Here is a 17,535-nt window from a genome sequence, read left to right as displayed (position 1 = left end):
AACATAAACTAATTTATCTAAGGTAAGTGAGGTTTTTTTATGAGGCGAAATTATTTTAAGGCAATACTTGTATTCTTAATTATATTTAGCTTTGCTTTTTTTATTGGCTTTAAAATAAATAAAAGCTTTGGTATTTTGAAAAATGGGGACACATATTCTGATGATGAAGCAAACATGATCTATTCACTTACAGATTATCAATGGGATTCTTCAACTAATACCTATTACTTTGACTTAATTCGAAAAAATAAGTATCAGCAGTTAGAACTGATTTATGGAAAATTGCCATCAGAAGTTTATATAAACGGTACTGCCTTGAAGGAATCTTCTTTCTTTACAAGACTATTACTTAGTTCCCATCTATTTATAGATAACAAGATTAGGATAGTTTTTGACACCAATATAGATCCCCATAAAACACCCATATATGTAACAACTACACCTAGTGCTGAAATGGCACTTACAACCTTTAATATTGTATTTGCCTTTAGTCTTGGAATAACATTTTTAATGTTTATCTATGGTCTTTCTCTTTATCATCGAAAAAAAACAGAAAAATACCTATTATGGTTTGCAATTTATACTGGTGCATTGACTTTATGGAGTGTTCTACCTCTATTTGTAGGTACAGGTATAAATTTTCTACGTTACTATGCCTTTGCTTGGTGTGTAATACTTGATATTGTTATATGTTTTAAAATGTTTGATATTAAGCTTCCTGGTCGCTTAAACCTGCTCCTAAGTGTAAGGGGGGTAATTTCTATTTTAGTCCTGTGGTCAATTTTAGAAAGTATATTTCCAAAATTACATAGTGAAATTTATGTTTATAGCTTGTTCTTATTTTCCATTGGAGTTCTCATATATGCCTGTGTTGATAAGCGTAAAGGAGGGTGGTTATTAATTTCAGGTCATGCTTTAAGTCTAGGACTACGTATGGCCATCCCCTTATCTTCCCTTTCATCATCAAGTGTAAGTTATCCATTACGTGCCCTACAGTTTTCAAAGTTTTTTAATGTTCCATTTGCCTTTTGCTGTATGCTATTAATTAACCACATTTTTGCTGAAAAATATACTGAAGCTGAGATCCTTGCTAAAGAGTTGGAACAGATAAACCAAAATCTTGATAAAAAGGTTTTAGACGGCAAACTAGCATTGGAAGAGCAGATGAAACGACGACATAGCCTTATGATGAATATCTTTCATGATTTACGCACACCATTATTTGTTATACAAGGCTGCACCGAAAAAATTACTAGCCAACCACAACTACTCAATACGGAATTACCTATCATTAAGGAAAGGTTAGATTTTACAAAACATCTAGTTGAAGATTTATTTTTGATGGCAAAATTGGAGGATAAACAAGTAATTCTTGAAATGGACCGGATTCCTGTATCAAGCCTAATTAAAAATGTTATCAGTGCCTGTAGTATAGAGGCTGAAGGTAAGAATATTTATATAGATGCAGAATTAAAGTGTGAATGTCTAACTTGGGGAGATGAATATCGTCTTAAACAGGCTTTTCAAAACCTTCTTTTAAATGCAATTTACTATACAAAACCAAAAGGCAGGATCTATATATCCTTAGAAAAGAAAAAAAATATAACGATAATATCCTTTACAGATACGGGTATTGGAATATCTCCACAAGATATAGATAAAATATTTGACAGGTATTATCGGATAAGTCATACGGATAAGCACCAATCTACTGGCTTAGGCCTTTCCATTGCACAAGAAATTATACAGCAACACCTAGGAAGTATTAGCGTCGAAAGTCAATTAGGGTCTGGCACAACCTTTACAGTACACCTCCCCATAATCTCTTAACCCGTTAATTACAGCTTAAAAGTCAAATTATAAAGGGCCGTCCCAGTTACAGGGAGGCCCTAAAAATGATTTATTGTTTTTCATTTACTCCAACAGCACTGGCGGTGGCCTGCATTGGATAAGATTCTAACACTCCACCAGCAATGATAATCTCTACATGATTTCCTACTTTAAAATCTCTGCTAACATCTCTAAAGCCGATTGCAACATTCTCTGGAATATTTTCAAAGAAATTAGTTTCCTCTGTAATAGTTACCCATATCAAACCACTGACATCTGCATCTTTAGAATCCACCAATAGACGCTTTCCACCCTCTTCTATCTCTACTATTTTTCCAACTATTTCAGGAGTCTGTACCCTTGCATTGATCACTGGAACTTCTGAGTTTTCAGTTATGTTATTTGCTTTATTTGCAGCTGCCCCATCCTCCAACAGAATGAATTGCCCTTCTGCATCCCAATCTATATTCAAACCAACTAAACTAGATATTGCTCTTAATGGTAAGTAGGTACTACCATCTATCATGATGGGGGTCAATACCTCACCGTTAGCGTCCTTTAATTCTACTGCTTCATTGTTGTATTTCACCATTATATCTGGCCTTAATATGGCACTTACGCTATTGTAGACGGTACTGGCTCCTACGGTACTTAAGCCTGCTATAACCAGTATTCCACAGATTGATAAGGACCTTACAAATTTTGATTTCATGTCTATTCCTCCTAAATAAAATTAATTAAATTCGTTATGAATTTTAGACGATGAAATCATAGAATAAGTTCCCTATCTTGTAAATTACTTGTATTAGCACTTTATTGTAACTCATTACGTAAAGCTCTTTTCCCTCAAAATAATTAATGGAATACTTGCTATTCCTTAACAAAACTACTTCGTATTTTCTACATTTCTAATTCTAATCTTTGAAGCTTGTCAAAAAGCTTTGCTAAAATATCTTGTAGATCCTTAGGGTCCACCCTTTTAGGAGGATCCTTCATAAACTCCACAGCACTCCATATTTTAGCCAACTTAATCTGTTTAAGCAACTTTAGCTCTTGTAAGGGAAACTCAATATACGAATCTCTCCACTTTGAGAGGTATCTCTTCGTTATTAAGGTTTCAAGGGAATCATTTGGAGTTCCTAAACCAGGTATTGTTATAGCAAGGTCAATGGCAGGAGAGGCACAGCTAATTCTTTCCCAGTCAAACAATACAACTGTTCCATCTTCTCTAACACCCCAATTGGTAGGATTTGTGTCGCCATTAATCCAACAATGAGGTAGAAAAAGCTCCTGTGACTGTCTTTGAGCCTCCAACAATATTGGCTCCAGCTTCACAGCGTCTTTCTCCTTGTATTGACTTAATAGTGCTTCATTAAATGAGATATCCCACTTGGGGCGATAACACCCCTTAAAGACCTCCTCTTTACGCCATGTTTCTGAATGAAGTTTGTAAAGAACCTCCACTACAGCTGGATCTCCCTGTCTACTTTTAGGCGGTAAAGGTGTTGGGATATCCTCTATTAAGATATAATAGGTTTCCCCTTCTTCGTAATGCCATAGTAGCTTTGGTATATGAGGAATTGTATTTTTTAAGAATTTTGTAGACTCTGTATAAAATAAGTATTCCTGTGGTTCTGCCATTTCCTTTAAAATAATAGAGTTGTTACTAAATTTTAAACGATAGCATCCACCAATATCTTTTATACCCGCTAACTTGTCAATTATAGCTACTTCTCCATAGGTAGACTGTAGGTAGTTCTTAAGATTTTTTGGCCATCTTTTCATTACCATCCCCCTTTTTTCTGAAATATATAAACCAAGATGACAATTTAAATAATTCCCTCTTCTGAATACGAGAAATCCATCTATCTACTGCATTAGAAAGATAGATGGATTTTAGTGAATTAGGATGAACTTAATATTTAAATTTAGCTATACTTTCTTGCATTTCCTCTGCTAGCTTTGATAAGGATTCACTTGCATTAGCAATTTCCACCATAGAAGCAGATTGCTCTTGTACAGAAGCTGAAGCTTCTTCGGTTCCAGCTGCATTTTCCTCTGATATTGTCGATAGATTTGTAATAATATTTACTATTTCATCCTTCTTTCTTTCCATTTCTTTCCCAGAATGATTAACCTCTTTGATCACTTCTTTCATATTTTCAATAGCATCTGCAATTCCTTTAAATTTTGAGTTGGTCATTTCTACACTCTCTGTTTGAGATATTACAATCTTATCAACATTTTGTATCGTATTGACTGCATGTCCAGTTTTATCAATTAAATCTTGAATAATACTCATAATGTCTTCTGTAAATTTATTCGATTGCTCTGCAAGCTTTCGTATCTCGTCTGCTACAACAGCAAAACCTCTGCCCGATTCCCCTGCTCTAGCAGCTTCTATAGCTGCATTGAGGGCTAATAGATTGGTTTGCTCTGCAATACTTCTAATCATCTGACTGGCCTTCTCGATTTTTTCTGCACTTTCATTGGTATTTAAAATAATGACTTGCACCTCTTTTGAAGCCTTATTATTGCTCTCTGTCTTTTCTATAAGATCTTCTAAGATTTCAAAACCTTCATCCTTTAAACAATTTACCTTATTTAAAGAGCTACTTAGGTTTTTTACATACTTTTGTTGTTCCTCGACTAACTCTCCCAACTCATTAATATGTAATGCTCCCTGTCCTGTGTCTCTTGACTGTTCAGTAGCTCCTTGTGCAATGGACTCAACTGTTTTTGCAATTTCCTCAGCCACAGTAGCCGATTGCTCACTGTTACTTGTCAACTCTTCTGACGAAGCAGAAAGTAATTGAGAAGTATCGGCTATTTGAACGATGAATTCCCTAAGGGTATTGGCCATGATCATAATGTTATTATACAATTCTCCTAATTCATCTTTACTATTAATGGTAGTTTTATCATCTATCTTAGAAATATCTTTTTTAGCAATTTTTTTAGCCACTTCATTAATAGTAACAATTGGGGCTACTAGCTTTGTACTAAATATAATGGCAACAATTATTGCTAATAGAATGCATATTAGTGAAATAATTATAAATATCCACTTTAGCGATAGAATATTTGCTTCCAGTTCTGAATTTTCAACAGAAATCCCTAGATACCATGGTTCATTTCCAATAATATTAATCGGAGTTATTATTGTAGAAACCTTATTTTCGTACAGATCATGTTCTAATAATAGATGTGCTTCATTATCTATACTTACTATATTATCCCATACATATTTTATTGGATGCCCTTTTAGATCATCGGATTCGAGAATCAACTTCCCTTGAAGTTCTTCTTCCTTAGCATGGGCTAAAACCATACCTTCTTGATTTAATAGAAAACCAAACCCCGTTTCACCAAATTGTAACCCTGTAACAATCTCCTGAATTCGGTCTAATTCTAAGGTTGCATAGCCTATACCCATTGCTTTATTCATTTCATCTATTATTGGTGATACAACAATCACAGATAATTTCCCAGTTGTGTTAGACACCAGCACATCTGAAATGATAGGAGCTTTGGAATCCATTGCCTGCTGGAAGTACTCTCTAGTGGCAACCGAACCCTCATCTCCCCTATAGTTCCATCTTGTACCTTCATAATTGGCAAAGGAAATATTAGCAAATATATCCTTGTAAAAAGGATACACCCTTGCCAATTCAGAAACTGCATCTTCAGGATCAGCATTAATTAATCCTTTCAAACGAGAAAAACCCTCAACCTTGGATATCGCATCCTGTAGGAGCAATTCTACTTCTTGCCCCCTTGAATCTACCACAGCCTCTAGCAAAACATTGTTAGATTCCACCATCGATTTTTTAGAAAAGCTATATCCAGAAAATGATAATACAGATAAAGAGATTACGATTAATAAAGAAACCATTACTGATAATTTTAAACGAATACCCATTTGGCAATCACCTCATTCATAGTATTTTTATTTACTGCTTTCTCATCATCACCAAACACTTATTGATTTTCCGTTACCAATTTGAAGAAGACCTGAAAACACAAATTAGCTTTTCTCTCAATTACTACTTCAATTTAGTTAAGTATCAGCTTACAAGATAAACAGACATACTTTTTTACATAATTTTCTTAATAACCTTAATACTACTTCTACCTTTTATTTGTTTTTAATCAATTTCTAATTTATCACCCCTCGTTTTTTAGCTTGCAACTATATATTCATGATCTCAAGAAATACCTAATATACAGAAATAAGGTTTTCATACTTTATTTCGACAAATTTCACAAGATTCCCTTCTTATATTAGACATTTTTTTTAGATATATTCTCCTGTAACAAGAACTAAATGAAATAAGATATCATTTGATTGAGGTGGTAGAATGATTATAAAGAAAGCCATGAAATCATTGATATGGAAAAATAAACTATTTAAAGAAAAATCTTGTGTAATAAAAGTTCTTTCATTGTCCTTTTCTCTCTACTTTGTTTGTGACGTTTCTCTTGATTTAAATATTATTTAGTAGAATTTATCTCTGAATAGATCTAAAGAAAAAAGGATATTACTTCTTAAAAAACTAAGAAATAATACCCTTGTATTTTTATGCTAAATCCTTGAAATATAATTTCTTTCATGGGCCAGATTCTTGTGGGTTTAATCGTATAACATTCATACTTTGTTCTACTAATGGGATGTCAAATGATTTTAATTACTTTATTCCACTATATCAAAAGTATAAATGCAAGGGCTATCTTTGCTTACTCCAAGCTGGGGTATGTCTATTGAACTCAAAAGGCGCTGTAAGTTTCCTTTAAGGGTATGTCTGTAACACTCGTCACAGGCAAATGTTATCGCTATAGTATTATTTTCTTCGTTCAAAAGGATGTTACGTGTCTTTCCTGTATAATCTTTAATAAAAGTATTTAAATACAGTTCCAGTCTTAGGGGAAGGGGTTTATCTGCATGTTCAAAGGAAAATGCTTTACGGACTTTATCGTGCCCGGTACCCTGACAAGCTCCGTTTTGTTCCCAAAGCTTAAAGCGTTGCTCTTCGGTGAGAAGTTCACCCATCGCTTCCATAAACCTATTATCACACTCGTTTCTGCCGTATGTTTGAACAATGCTTTCAAATATAGACAATACATCTTCAGGAATACCGTTTTTTCTCTTTTTCATAATGCTTAGCATAGTTTTCAATTACTTTAGCCTCCTTTTCTATATTTAGTTTTATAGGTAAATTTCTTTTATTTGTAATAAGTAAATTTTCCATAAAAAAACTCCCCTCTGGCTATTATTTCTAGTGATTTCCAGAAAGGAGTGACATTAAGTAAAAAATTCAATTTATTGGTAAATTTCAATAAAATATATTTTTTTATTTAACAACATTTTGCAGATCATCACTCAATTCCCTTATTTTAGAATTTTCATCAAGCAAATTAATTAGACGATTATTTTCATCCTCTATTGAAGCTAATATTTCCTCTGTAGTTGCAGCATGTTGTTGTGATATTGCAGCTATGCTCTCCAGCTTACCTTGCACGTTTGAGAAGGTAACACTGATATCATCTATCATGAAATCCTCTTTTTCTATATGTCTACCAATAATATTAGAAGCAGTTTTTATTTCATCAAAGCTTTCATAAACCTTCTTAACTATATTATTTCCTTGTTCTACAGCTTTATTGCCTTCTTGAGCTTTCTCTAAGGCTTTCTTTGTTTTATCTTTAGTATCAGTTATTATTTCATTTATATCATTTACTGTTTTAGCACTCTGTTCCGCCAATTTTCGCACCTCATCCGCCACTATAGCAAAGCCCTTTCCAGCTTCTCCTGCCCTTGCAGCTTCTATAGCAGCATTTAGTGCCAGTAAATTTGTTTGTTCTGCTATTTGTGTAATGCCAGATAAAAAATCATTAATATTATTCATATTATCCTGTAATTGGGCAACGGTTGATAAAGAAGAACTAACGGAGCTTTTAATTGTTTCCATTTGCTCATTCATCTTTTCGATATCGTCAGAGCTGGAATTAACTGTATGAATAATGCTGCTGGAGATGGTTTTTACTTCACTTGATAAAAGCTTAATTTCACAAACCCCTGTGTTGGTATTAGACATTGATAAGGAAATATCATAAATCTCATTGGCTTCTGATTCTACACCTTTGGCCATTTCTTGGACGGAGAAGGTAATCCCTTTACTAAGCTCCCCTATATCTTGTAAATTACTGTTGCTTTTAGTAATACTATCATTTAAAACGACAATACCATTTTCTATTTTTTCCATAGTCAAGCATAATTTTCCATAAAGTTCCCTAGACTTAGCTTCGTTCTTTATTGAAGCCTCCACATAATCATTGCCCCATTTTGTTAGAAAATAAAGGACTACTAAACCACAGTTGATTACTAAAACACGAGCTATAAATTCACGAATATTTGCTTCTCCACCTAAAAGATATTCGGGTTTTATAATATAGAAAGATATAAGGAAGCCATTAAATATCAGGGCATAATATGCAACCATTTTACTCTTAAAATACAATGCCACCATACATCCACATATAAAATACATCAAAAACACTCTTGCAGAAACACTACCCTGTTGAGAGTATAACATAAATGAACCTGCGAAGACGGGTGATAAGCAGATTAATAATCCACCAATAGTTATATTTAGTATTCTTTTCAAATTTAAAATGTAAATAATATTATTAAATATTGCCGCAAAAAAAGTAAAAGTAGCTAAAGTAATAGCATATTCCATGCCAGCAACTGCAAATGCTTGAGCAGTTAAAGCAAAAGCAAATAAATAAACTAAAATTACATTAAATTTATTTACCCTCATCACATCATAGTTGTTAGTACCCTCATAACTCATTTAAAGTCACCCCTATTGTAATTAATATAAAGAATATAGAACTGCAAAGTTATATGGGATAATTCTATTAAAATATAAGAAAACCCTCTTTTTTCACCTATTATCCAATAGCATTTTTCTATATCATATTTATATCCTAACACTTTTCTTTGGCTATAGAAATAAAGTCTGTGTTAATCAATTGTTAACTAATTTCCAATAGCACTTTAACTGTCTTTGGTATTATCTAATAAAACTAAATAACTAAATTAAATAAGGTATTGCCTCTTAAAACGATTAAGTGGCAATACCCAAGTTTATATGTTATAGTAGTCTTTAAACTTTATTAATATACGCTTCTAAGCTTAAACAAGTAGCTACAAGCTTTATTTTAATTGGTCTACATTTTTAATTGCTGCATGGGCAGCGGCTAATCTCGCAATTGGTACTCTAAAAGGAGAGCAAGAAACATAGTCTAGATTAAGCATATGACAAAACTCAATAGAATTTGGCTCGCCACCATGCTCTCCACATATTCCAAGTTTTATATCTGGTCTAACCCTTTTACCTAAATCAACTGCCATCTCCATCAGTTTTCCAACGCCATCCCTGTCTATTCTTTCAAAAGGATCCTTCTCCAATAAATTCTTTTCTAGATATTCTTTTATAAAAGAACCTGCATCATCTCTAGAAAAACCGTAGGTCATTTGTGTAAGGTCATTTGTACCAAAGGAGAAGAACTCTGCTTCTTTGGCTATTTCATCTGCTGTTATTGCAGCCCTTGGCACCTCAATCATAGTACCTAATAGATATTTAATATCAGCTTCATTCTCCTGTAATACTTCTTCAATGGTTTCTGTAATAACTTGCTTAACATATTGAAGCTCTTTAATTTCTCCTATTAATGGAATCATAATCTCTGGCACTATATTAATACCTCTATGTTCCTTTACATAGATGGCTGCTTCAATAATTGCCCTTGCCTGCATTTGATAAATTTCAGGATAAGTTACTGCTAAACGACATCCCCTATGTCCTAGCATTGGGTTAAACTCTTTTAGGTCATTAACCACATCCTTTAGCTGATGGTAGGGAATCTCCATTGAAGTTGCCAATTCTCTAATATCCTTCTCTTCATGGGGCAAAAATTCGTGTAATGGTGGGTCTAATAATCGAATCGTAGCAGGAAGTTCTCCCATGACATCAAAAATTCCAATGAAATCTTGACGCTGTATAGGTAACAACTGGTCTAGTGCTTTTTTCCTTTGCTCTATTGTTCTAGCCAAAATCATTTGGCGAACAACAGGAATACGACTCTCTTCAAAGAACATGTGCTCTGTTCTGCAAAGTCCAATCCCTTCTGCACCAAAATCTAAAGCCTGTTTTGTATCCCTTGGGGTATCAGCATTAGTTCTAACTTTTAATTTTCTATATTGATCAGCCCACTTCATAAACTTTTCAAAGTTCCCTGTTAGCTGTGAGTCCTTTGTTTTAATCTCTCCAGCGTAAACCTCTCCATTAATACCATTTAAAGAAATATAGTCTCCCTCTTTAAAGACTAACTCTCTAATTTTAATGATCTTATTGGGTTCATCAATTTTAACCTCTCCGGCTCCTGCAACACAGCATTTACCCATTCCTCTTGCGACTACTGCAGCATGGGAGGTCATCCCCCCTCTAGCTGTTAAAATACCAACTGAAGCTACCATTCCCTCGATATCTTCAGGTGATGTTTCGTGTCTAACTAAAACAACTTTTTCACCAGAAGCATTGGCTTTTACTGCATCCTCAGGATTAAAATAAATTTTACCCGATGCTGCTCCAGAAGAAGCTGGTAGACCTCTTGTAAGAATTTCAGCTTTCTGTAATTCTTCTTCATCAAAGGTAGGGTGTAATAATTGTTCTAATTGTTGAGGTTGAACCCTCATTATCGCTTCCTTTTCTGTAATTAGTCCTTCTGAAACCATCTCTACAGCTATGTTAATAGCCGCAAGTGTCGTTCTTTTACCATTTCTTGTTTGAAGAATGAATAATTCTCCCCTCTCAATGGTAAACTCAATATCTTGCATATCTTGATAATGCTTCTCTAATAGTTTTGTTACATCAATAAATTGTTGGTAAACTTCTGGCATTTTTTCTTTTAGTTCAGAAATTTCCTTTGGAGTTCTGATTCCTGCTACAACGTCTTCTCCTTGGGCATTCATTAAAAACTCCCCAAACAACTCATTATCTCCATTGGAAGGATTTCTTGTAAAGGCAACTCCAGTTCCAGATGTTTCTCCCATATTACCAAAAACCATCGACTGGATATTTACTGCTGTACCTAAATGGTCAGAAATATCATTTATTTTTCTATAGACATTAGCCCTAGGATTGTTCCAAGACTTAAATACCGCTTCAATTGCCATTAATAACTGTTCTTTAACATCTTGTGGGAATGTTTTTCCAGTTTCCTTCTTAATAATTTTCTTAAATTCTTCTACTAAGTAGATCAGATCTTCTGCGGTTAAGTCGATGTCTTGTTCTATATTTTTTTCATGTTTCCTTTTGTCTAATGCAGTATCAAATTTGTATTTTTTGACTCCCAGTACAACATCACCGAACATTTGAATGAACCTTCTATAGCTGTCATAGGCAAAACGGGGATTTTGTGTTGCTGTAGCTAACCCTTTAACCGATTCATCATTAAGTCCTAAATTAAGAATCGTATCCATCATTCCTGGCATTGAAAAAACTGAGCCTGATCTTACTGAAACTAATAATGGATTAGTGAGGTCACCAAACTTTTTTCCTGACTGTTTTTCTAACTGATCAAGATGAAGAAAAATCCCGTCTTCAAGGCCCTTCCAGATTGTCTTATGGTTTTTATAGTATTCGTTACAAGCTTCTGTTGTAACTGTAAAACCCGGAGGTACTGGTAAACCTATTTTTGTCATCTCTGCTAAGTTGGCCCCCTTCCCCCCTAATAATGGCTTCATAGACATATTTCCCTCTTTGAAATCATATACAAACTTCTGCATTATCTACCGCCTCCATTAAATTAGTACTTTGATATCCCATTATTAAACTTATATCCTATTTCTCTAAAGATCTCTAAAATGATACTGGCACTTTCTTCTACCGCCTTTGTCGATACATCAATTACAGGGCAATTAACCCTTTTCATGATGGCTTCAGCATAGTCCAATTCTGCTAAAATTCTTTCCATGCTTGCATAGTTTGCTTCATGCTTTAAACCAAGGGCTTTTAATCTCTCTTGGCGAATTTCTATTAATTTTAATGGATTGGTGGTTAAGCCAATAATCTTTTTAGGATTAACTTCGTATAACTCCTTTGGTGGATTAACTTCAGGTACTAACGGTACATTTGCCACCTTAAGGTTTTTGTGGGCAAGATACATACTTAAAGGCGTTTTAGATGTTCTTGAAATTCCTACAAGTATAATGTCAGCCTTCTTTAACCCTCTAGGATCTTTTCCATCATCATATTTAACTGCAAATTCAATAGCTTCTACCTTCTTGAAGTATTTTTCGTCTAATCTTCTTATCAGACCTGGCTCTCTTCTAGGATTATTGCTTAAAACTCCCCCCAATGTATTTACTAAGGGAGTCATGATATCAACATAGGGTATGCCATTTTTTTCTGCTTCTTCAACCAAGAAATTTTTCAAATCCTCCACAACCATTGTAAAAACAATTACTGCTTTTTCCTGCTTTGCTTCCCATAATACCTCTTGGATTTGCTGTTTTTCCGTTATGAAGGGAAAACGCCTAATCTCGTAGTCTTCAACACTAAATTGACTAATACCGGCCTTAGCCACCTGTTCGCCTGTTTCACCTATAGAATCTGACAAAATATAGATTACTAAATTATTATTTTGATTCAATGGACTCCCTCCTACTCTTTACATAGTTCCATAAATAATTTTGTAATGTTACTTTTAGATACCTTTCCTATCACCTTAAGGTTCTCTTTTCCATCAACAACTGTTTTTTCTATTACTGGTAGGCTATCCACTTCATGCTCAATTATTTTCACCGCAGCATGCAGGACATTTTCTTCCCCCATTACTGTTATAATATTGGGTCTTCTTGTCATAATCATCCCTACAGGTACCTTATTAATATCAATTCCACCAATGGCACTTTTTAAAAAGTCTTTTCGAGATACAACACCCGTTAAACTTCCATTAGAGGCAACAAAGATGGTCCCTACATCCTCTAAAAACAATGTCACGATAGCTTCATATACCGAGGTGTCCTCTGAAACAATTGAAGGAACTGACATAATGTCTGATACCTTTATGTTTTTAATTTGTTGAGAGAAAAGGTTTACTTCTGCCTTTCCCAAATAAAAATAACCTACCTTGGGACGAGCATCTAAAATGCCAGACATTGTTAGTATTGCAAGGTCTGGTCTTAAGGTAGCCCTGGTAACGTTTAAATTACTGGCAATTTGCTCACTTGTTATTGGCTCGCTTTCTTTAACAATTTCTATAATTCGTTGTTGGCGTTTTGATAGTTCGATGGTAATCACCCCTTTATGCTATACTATTTATATTTATGTTATATTATATAATAATGTATCATAAATCTGTATATTTTGCCACTATTTTTTTATCATATTCTTATTCTTTACTTTAGACAGCAGAAAACAGCTGAAACAAATTTCCAGCTGTTTTACGCTTCTAAAATTTTAACTTTTCTTCTAAATATGCTTCCAATTCATTTATAGCAATTCTTTCTTGTTCCATTGAGTCCCTATGTCTTATGGTTACTGTTTGATCTTCTAGCGTATCAAAATCAACTGTAATACAGAAAGGTGTACCAATTTCATCATGTCTTCTATATCTTTTACCAATACTTCCAGCTTCATCGTAATCTACCATAAACTTTTCTGATAGTTTTTCAAAAAGGCCTAATGCTTCATCTTTTAATTTTTTAGTTAATGGGAAGATGGCTGCTTTAAATGGTGCTAAAGCTGGATGAAGGCTTAATACAACCCTTGTATCGTTTTCAGCTACTTCCTCTTCTCTATAGGCATCTACTAAAAATGCTAATGCAACACGGTCAACCCCTACTGATGGTTCTATACAATAGGGAACATATCTTTCATTTGTCACTGGATCAATATAAGTAAAATCTGAACCTGAATGTTCTGCGTGCTTTTTAAGGTCATAATCGGTTCTGTCGGCAATACCCCAAAGTTCTCCCCAACCGAAGGGAAATCTGTATTCAATATCGCTGGTTGCATTACTGTAGTGGGATAATTCTTCTTCTGAATGCTCTCTTACTCTTATAAATTCTTCCCTCATATTTAGGTTTAGTAACCAGTTTTTGCAGAAATCACTCCAATAATTGAACCATTCGATATCTTCTCCTGGCTTACAGAAAAATTCTAGTTCCATTTGTTCGAACTCTCTTGTTCTAAAGGTGAAATTACCAGGTGTTATTTCATTTCTAAAGGACTTACCGATTTGACCAATACCAAAAGGAACTTTTTTTCTAGCTGTTCTTTGTACATTTTTAAAGTTTACAAAGATTCCTTGGGCAGTCTCTGGTCTTAAGAAAATTTCGGTACTTGTTTCTTCTGTTACCCCTTGGAAGGTTTTAAACATAAGGTTAAATTGACGAATATCGGTATACTCTAATGCCCCACATTCTGGACAGACGATTTTTTCTGTCTCGATGAAGTCCTTCATCCTTTTGTTGTCCCAACCATCTACAATAATGTCTTGATTCTGACTTACACCATAGTCTTCAATTAATTTGTCTGCTCTAAATCTAGCCTTACATTTTTTACAATCCATTAAAGGGTCATTGAATCCACCCACATGACCTGAGGCTACCCAAGTTTGTGGGTTCATTAAAATTGCAGAGTCTAAACCAACATTATAAGGACTTTGTTGGATAAATTTTTTCCACCAAGCTTTTTTTACATTATTCTTTAGCTCTACTCCCAAAGGACCATAATCCCATGTATTTGCCAAACCGCCGTATATTTCAGAGCCTGGAAAAACAAAACCTCTATTTTTCGCTAAAGAAACTACTTTTTCCATTGTTACTTCTTTTGACATTCAAACCCCTCCTCTAATACTTACATCAATAAATTCAAAAATAAAAAAAGCCCTTCATCCCTATCAATTAGGGACGAAAGACTTTACTTCCGCGGTTCCACCCTAGTTGGTACAATGTACCCCCTTAGTCAAATAAGCTCTGAAGTGCCCTTCGAAGATAGTCTATACTGGGCTTTCACCTTCCCCAGGTCGCTAAAAATAGATTTATCTACTACTCCTCTTCATCATTGCTAATAATTTAATTAATAATTAATCTACCAAATATTCCATCCATTGTCAAGAAGTATTTAGTAAAAATTATTTATCTGCTCCGTCATCAGTATCTTCTAAGTCTTTATTAAGGTCTACATCTACCTTAACTTCGCTATCATCACCATCCATAAAGTCCATATCAGAAAGATCTTCTTTATTTCCTTTAAAGATGTTTTTAATTTCGTTTACCTTACCTTCTGCATAATCGTTTATGTCAACTACTTCTCCATCCTTCTTTACAATTTCAATGGTTGCCTTTGAAGCTACAGCAGCTGATACCCCAATAATTGATACTAATGGTGCTAATACTACCCCTACAGCGCCAGCTGTAACAGGGATATTAAGCATAATTTCTCCATCTTTTTTCAAAATAACTCGTGTTACATTACCTGTTTTGATAATTCTTTTTAGCTTTTCGATAATGTCATTACCAGCTATCCCTAGTGACTCTGACCAGTTTTTGTTCCCTTTTTCTTCTAGCTCAATAAGGGAATCTACTAAATTACCGTTGTTTCTTTCTAAAACTTCCTTCGCTTCCTTATAGGATACACCCGTACGCTCTCTAATTGTGTCGATTTTTTCAAGATTAATATCCATTCCTCTCAACTCCTTATTTATAATTTTTCTAGCATTTCTAAACTTTTAAATTGATATTTATTAATATGAACTATGATGTACTTCCTTAAAATCTCCTTTAGTTCCTTATTTAATTTATCATTTACTTTAAGCTTTTGAATTTCTGTTATATCTTTATTGATTAGATAATTTGCTAGTCTAACTGCCGTAACTGAAATTTTTATTGCAAATGGATCTACTTGAAAGCAATTGGGACATAGGAGCCCACCTTCTTCTACACTAAATTTTATTTGAGAAAAACTAGTGTTATTACAACTAACACAACTGGTGAGGTGGGGTTTATATCCAGCATAGGTTAATAGTTTTAATTCAAAGCTTCTTGTAACCGTTAGAATTTCTATATCTTTTGTTGATATTACTGTGAGGGTTTTTCCCAACAGATTAAATAATCTGTTATTTGTTTGACCTTCATTTGTAACAGCTTCTACCAGTTCTAAATAATATGCCCCATAGGTTAAAGCATCTAAATCTTCCCTAATTTTGTAAAAAATCTCTTTTGAGTCACATTGACTAACTGTGTATAAGCTTTTCCCTTTATAAAGGACAAAATCGCTATAACAAAATGGTTGAATACCAGCCAGTAAGTTACTCTTGGGGCGGCGGGCTCCTTTGGCAATTGCAGTAATTTTACCTACTTTTCTAGTGAATAGCGTAAGCATACTGTCGGTTTCCCCATATTTATTGTTCTTTAAAACAAAGCCTTCAGTTTTAATTAACATTAGATGTCCCCCACTACTCCAAAATCATTGTATCAGAAGCTTACTTTTAATGGCTTATTTAAGGGAATTGTCATTTACAGCTATTGGATAATCTGTCTGATCTTCCTCTTCAAATATCTCTTGATGGCGTTTGTAGTATAAATAAGCCTCTATATTCCCTGTATTTTCGAATATTTTCCACATTTCATTTGGTAGCATGTCGTAGTCCCCTTTCCTTTTTATGTATTACTTGAATGCCTTTATATTTTTTGTAATTTGGGGACTACTATACATTGAAATTTTTGTAATTCTATATTAAATTTTATTCGTAGCCAAAACCACGAAGAATACTTTCACTATTTCTCCAGTCTTCCCTTATTTTTACCCAAAGCTCTAAATACACTTTAGATCCTAATAGGGATTCTATATCTTCCCTAGCACTTTTACCTATTCCTTTGAGTTTTCTACCTTGTTTCCCAATAATAATTCCTTTATGGGTTTTTCTTTCACAGTAGATGGTCGCATGAACATCGATAATATCCTTTTCTGGCCGCTTTTTCATCATTGAAACTTCTACAGCCACACCATGGGGAATCTCTTGTTCTGTATAGTGAAGAATTTTCTCACGAATAATTTCACCTACAATTACTCTTTCTGGCTGGTCTGTAATCATATCACCCGGGAAATATTGTGGACCTTCTTCTAAGAATCCCGATATCTTTTCTACTAAAGCATGAAGATTTGCCCCCTCCAAGGCTGAAATTCCAACAATATCTTTAAATAATCCTGTTGCTTTATACTGATTATATAGTTGATTAAACTCTTCTTGCCCCATCTTATCTATTTTATTCATGACTAGAATAATAGGTGTTTTTATTCCCTCTAACTGATCCATTATAAATCGATCACCTGGTCCAATGGTGTTTCCTTCATCTACTACAAATAATACTACATCAACTTCTTTTAAAGATTCTGTAGCTACCTTAACCATGTAGTCACCTAACTTATGTTTAGGCTTATGGATTCCAGGTGTATCTAGAAAGATAATTTGATAGTTTTCATTTGTATAAACACACTGAATTTTATTTCGAGTGGTTTGGGGTTTATCTGAAATAATAGCAATTTTTTCTCCAATTATTTGGTTCATTAGAGTAGATTTTCCTACGTTTGGTCTACCGATAATTGTTACGAATCCTGATTTAAATGACAT

The 17,535-nt window shown here is 34.1% G+C and carries 14 protein-coding genes; 1 reads left to right on the top strand and 13 read right to left on the bottom strand.

All coding sequences use genetic code 11. The annotated features are described in order from the left end of the window. The first annotated feature begins 39 nt into the window (after window positions 1-39). On the top strand, window positions 40-1,830 hold the full coding sequence (locus tag T335_RS0103615; RefSeq protein ID WP_026476320.1) for a sensor histidine kinase: 1,791 nt from the start codon (window positions 40-42) through the stop codon (window positions 1,828-1,830). A gap of 70 nt (window positions 1,831-1,900) precedes the next feature. On the opposite strand, the gene T335_RS21500 is transcribed toward T335_RS0103615, so the two are convergent. The 13 genes from T335_RS21500 to era all read right to left on the bottom strand — a co-directional run bounded on the left by T335_RS21500 (window position 1,901) and on the right by era (window position 17,535). Beyond that, window positions 1,901-2,542, bottom strand: a complete 642-nt coding sequence (locus tag T335_RS21500) for a DUF3221 domain-containing protein (RefSeq protein WP_026476319.1) — start codon at window positions 2,540-2,542, stop codon at window positions 1,901-1,903. A 188-nt stretch (window positions 2,543-2,730) separates the two neighbouring features. Beyond that, the gene (locus T335_RS0103605) at window positions 2,731-3,615 is read right to left on the bottom strand and encodes an aminoglycoside phosphotransferase family protein (protein ID WP_026476318.1); all 885 of its coding nucleotides are present in this window, start codon (window positions 3,613-3,615) and stop codon (window positions 2,731-2,733) included. Window positions 3,616-3,745: 130 nt separating this feature from the next. Continuing rightward, complete coding sequence (locus T335_RS19785) at window positions 3,746-5,752, bottom strand: methyl-accepting chemotaxis protein (protein WP_051569115.1); 2,007 nt, start codon at window positions 5,750-5,752, stop codon at window positions 3,746-3,748. Window positions 5,753-6,523: 771 nt separating this feature from the next. Continuing rightward, a complete protein-coding gene (locus tag T335_RS0103595; protein WP_156943621.1) occupies window positions 6,524-7,006 on the bottom strand; it encodes a hypothetical protein in 483 nt (160 codons plus the stop codon). A gap of 175 nt (window positions 7,007-7,181) precedes the next feature. Then, complete coding sequence (locus T335_RS0103585; RefSeq protein WP_026476316.1) at window positions 7,182-8,684, bottom strand: methyl-accepting chemotaxis protein; 1,503 nt, start codon at window positions 8,682-8,684, stop codon at window positions 7,182-7,184. Between the two features lie 365 nt (window positions 8,685-9,049). Next, complete coding sequence (gene ppdK / locus T335_RS0103580; RefSeq protein WP_156943620.1) at window positions 9,050-11,683, bottom strand: pyruvate, phosphate dikinase; 2,634 nt, start codon at window positions 11,681-11,683, stop codon at window positions 9,050-9,052. 20 nt (window positions 11,684-11,703) lie between these two features. Further along, a complete protein-coding gene (locus T335_RS0103575; RefSeq protein WP_026476314.1) occupies window positions 11,704-12,549 on the bottom strand; it encodes a pyruvate, water dikinase regulatory protein in 846 nt (281 codons plus the stop codon). 11 nt (window positions 12,550-12,560) lie between these two features. Beyond that, entirely contained in the window at window positions 12,561-13,199 is a 639-nt protein-coding gene (locus T335_RS0103570; RefSeq protein ID WP_026476313.1) for a helix-turn-helix transcriptional regulator, read from the bottom strand. Window positions 13,200-13,350: 151 nt separating this feature from the next. Further along, on the bottom strand, window positions 13,351-14,739 hold the full coding sequence (locus tag T335_RS0103565; RefSeq protein WP_026476312.1) for a glycine--tRNA ligase: 1,389 nt from the start codon (window positions 14,737-14,739) through the stop codon (window positions 13,351-13,353). Between the two features lie 297 nt (window positions 14,740-15,036). Then, the gene (locus T335_RS0103560) at window positions 15,037-15,588 is read right to left on the bottom strand and encodes a DUF4342 domain-containing protein (RefSeq protein ID WP_026476311.1); all 552 of its coding nucleotides are present in this window, start codon (window positions 15,586-15,588) and stop codon (window positions 15,037-15,039) included. Between the two features lie 17 nt (window positions 15,589-15,605). Continuing rightward, window positions 15,606-16,346: a DNA repair protein RecO gene (gene recO / locus T335_RS0103555; protein ID WP_026476310.1), complete on the bottom strand. Its 741-nt coding sequence runs from the start codon at window positions 16,344-16,346 to the stop codon at window positions 15,606-15,608. A 54-nt stretch (window positions 16,347-16,400) separates the two neighbouring features. After that, window positions 16,401-16,544 carry a YqzL family protein gene (locus T335_RS21900; RefSeq protein WP_084280924.1) on the bottom strand — a complete coding sequence of 48 codons (144 nt, stop codon included), beginning with the start codon at window positions 16,542-16,544 and terminating at the stop codon, window positions 16,401-16,403. 103 nt (window positions 16,545-16,647) lie between these two features. Continuing rightward, window positions 16,648-17,535: a GTPase Era gene (gene era / locus T335_RS0103545; protein WP_026476309.1), complete on the bottom strand. Its 888-nt coding sequence runs from the start codon at window positions 17,533-17,535 to the stop codon at window positions 16,648-16,650.

Origin of the sequence: Alkaliphilus transvaalensis ATCC 700919 (genome assembly GCF_000621485.1) — a bacterium.
Lineage (GTDB): Bacteria > Bacillota > Clostridia > Peptostreptococcales > Natronincolaceae > Alkaliphilus > Alkaliphilus transvaalensis.
The sequence above is the reverse complement of the archived record's forward strand: the minus strand, read 5'-3'. Positions and strand labels throughout refer to the sequence as shown.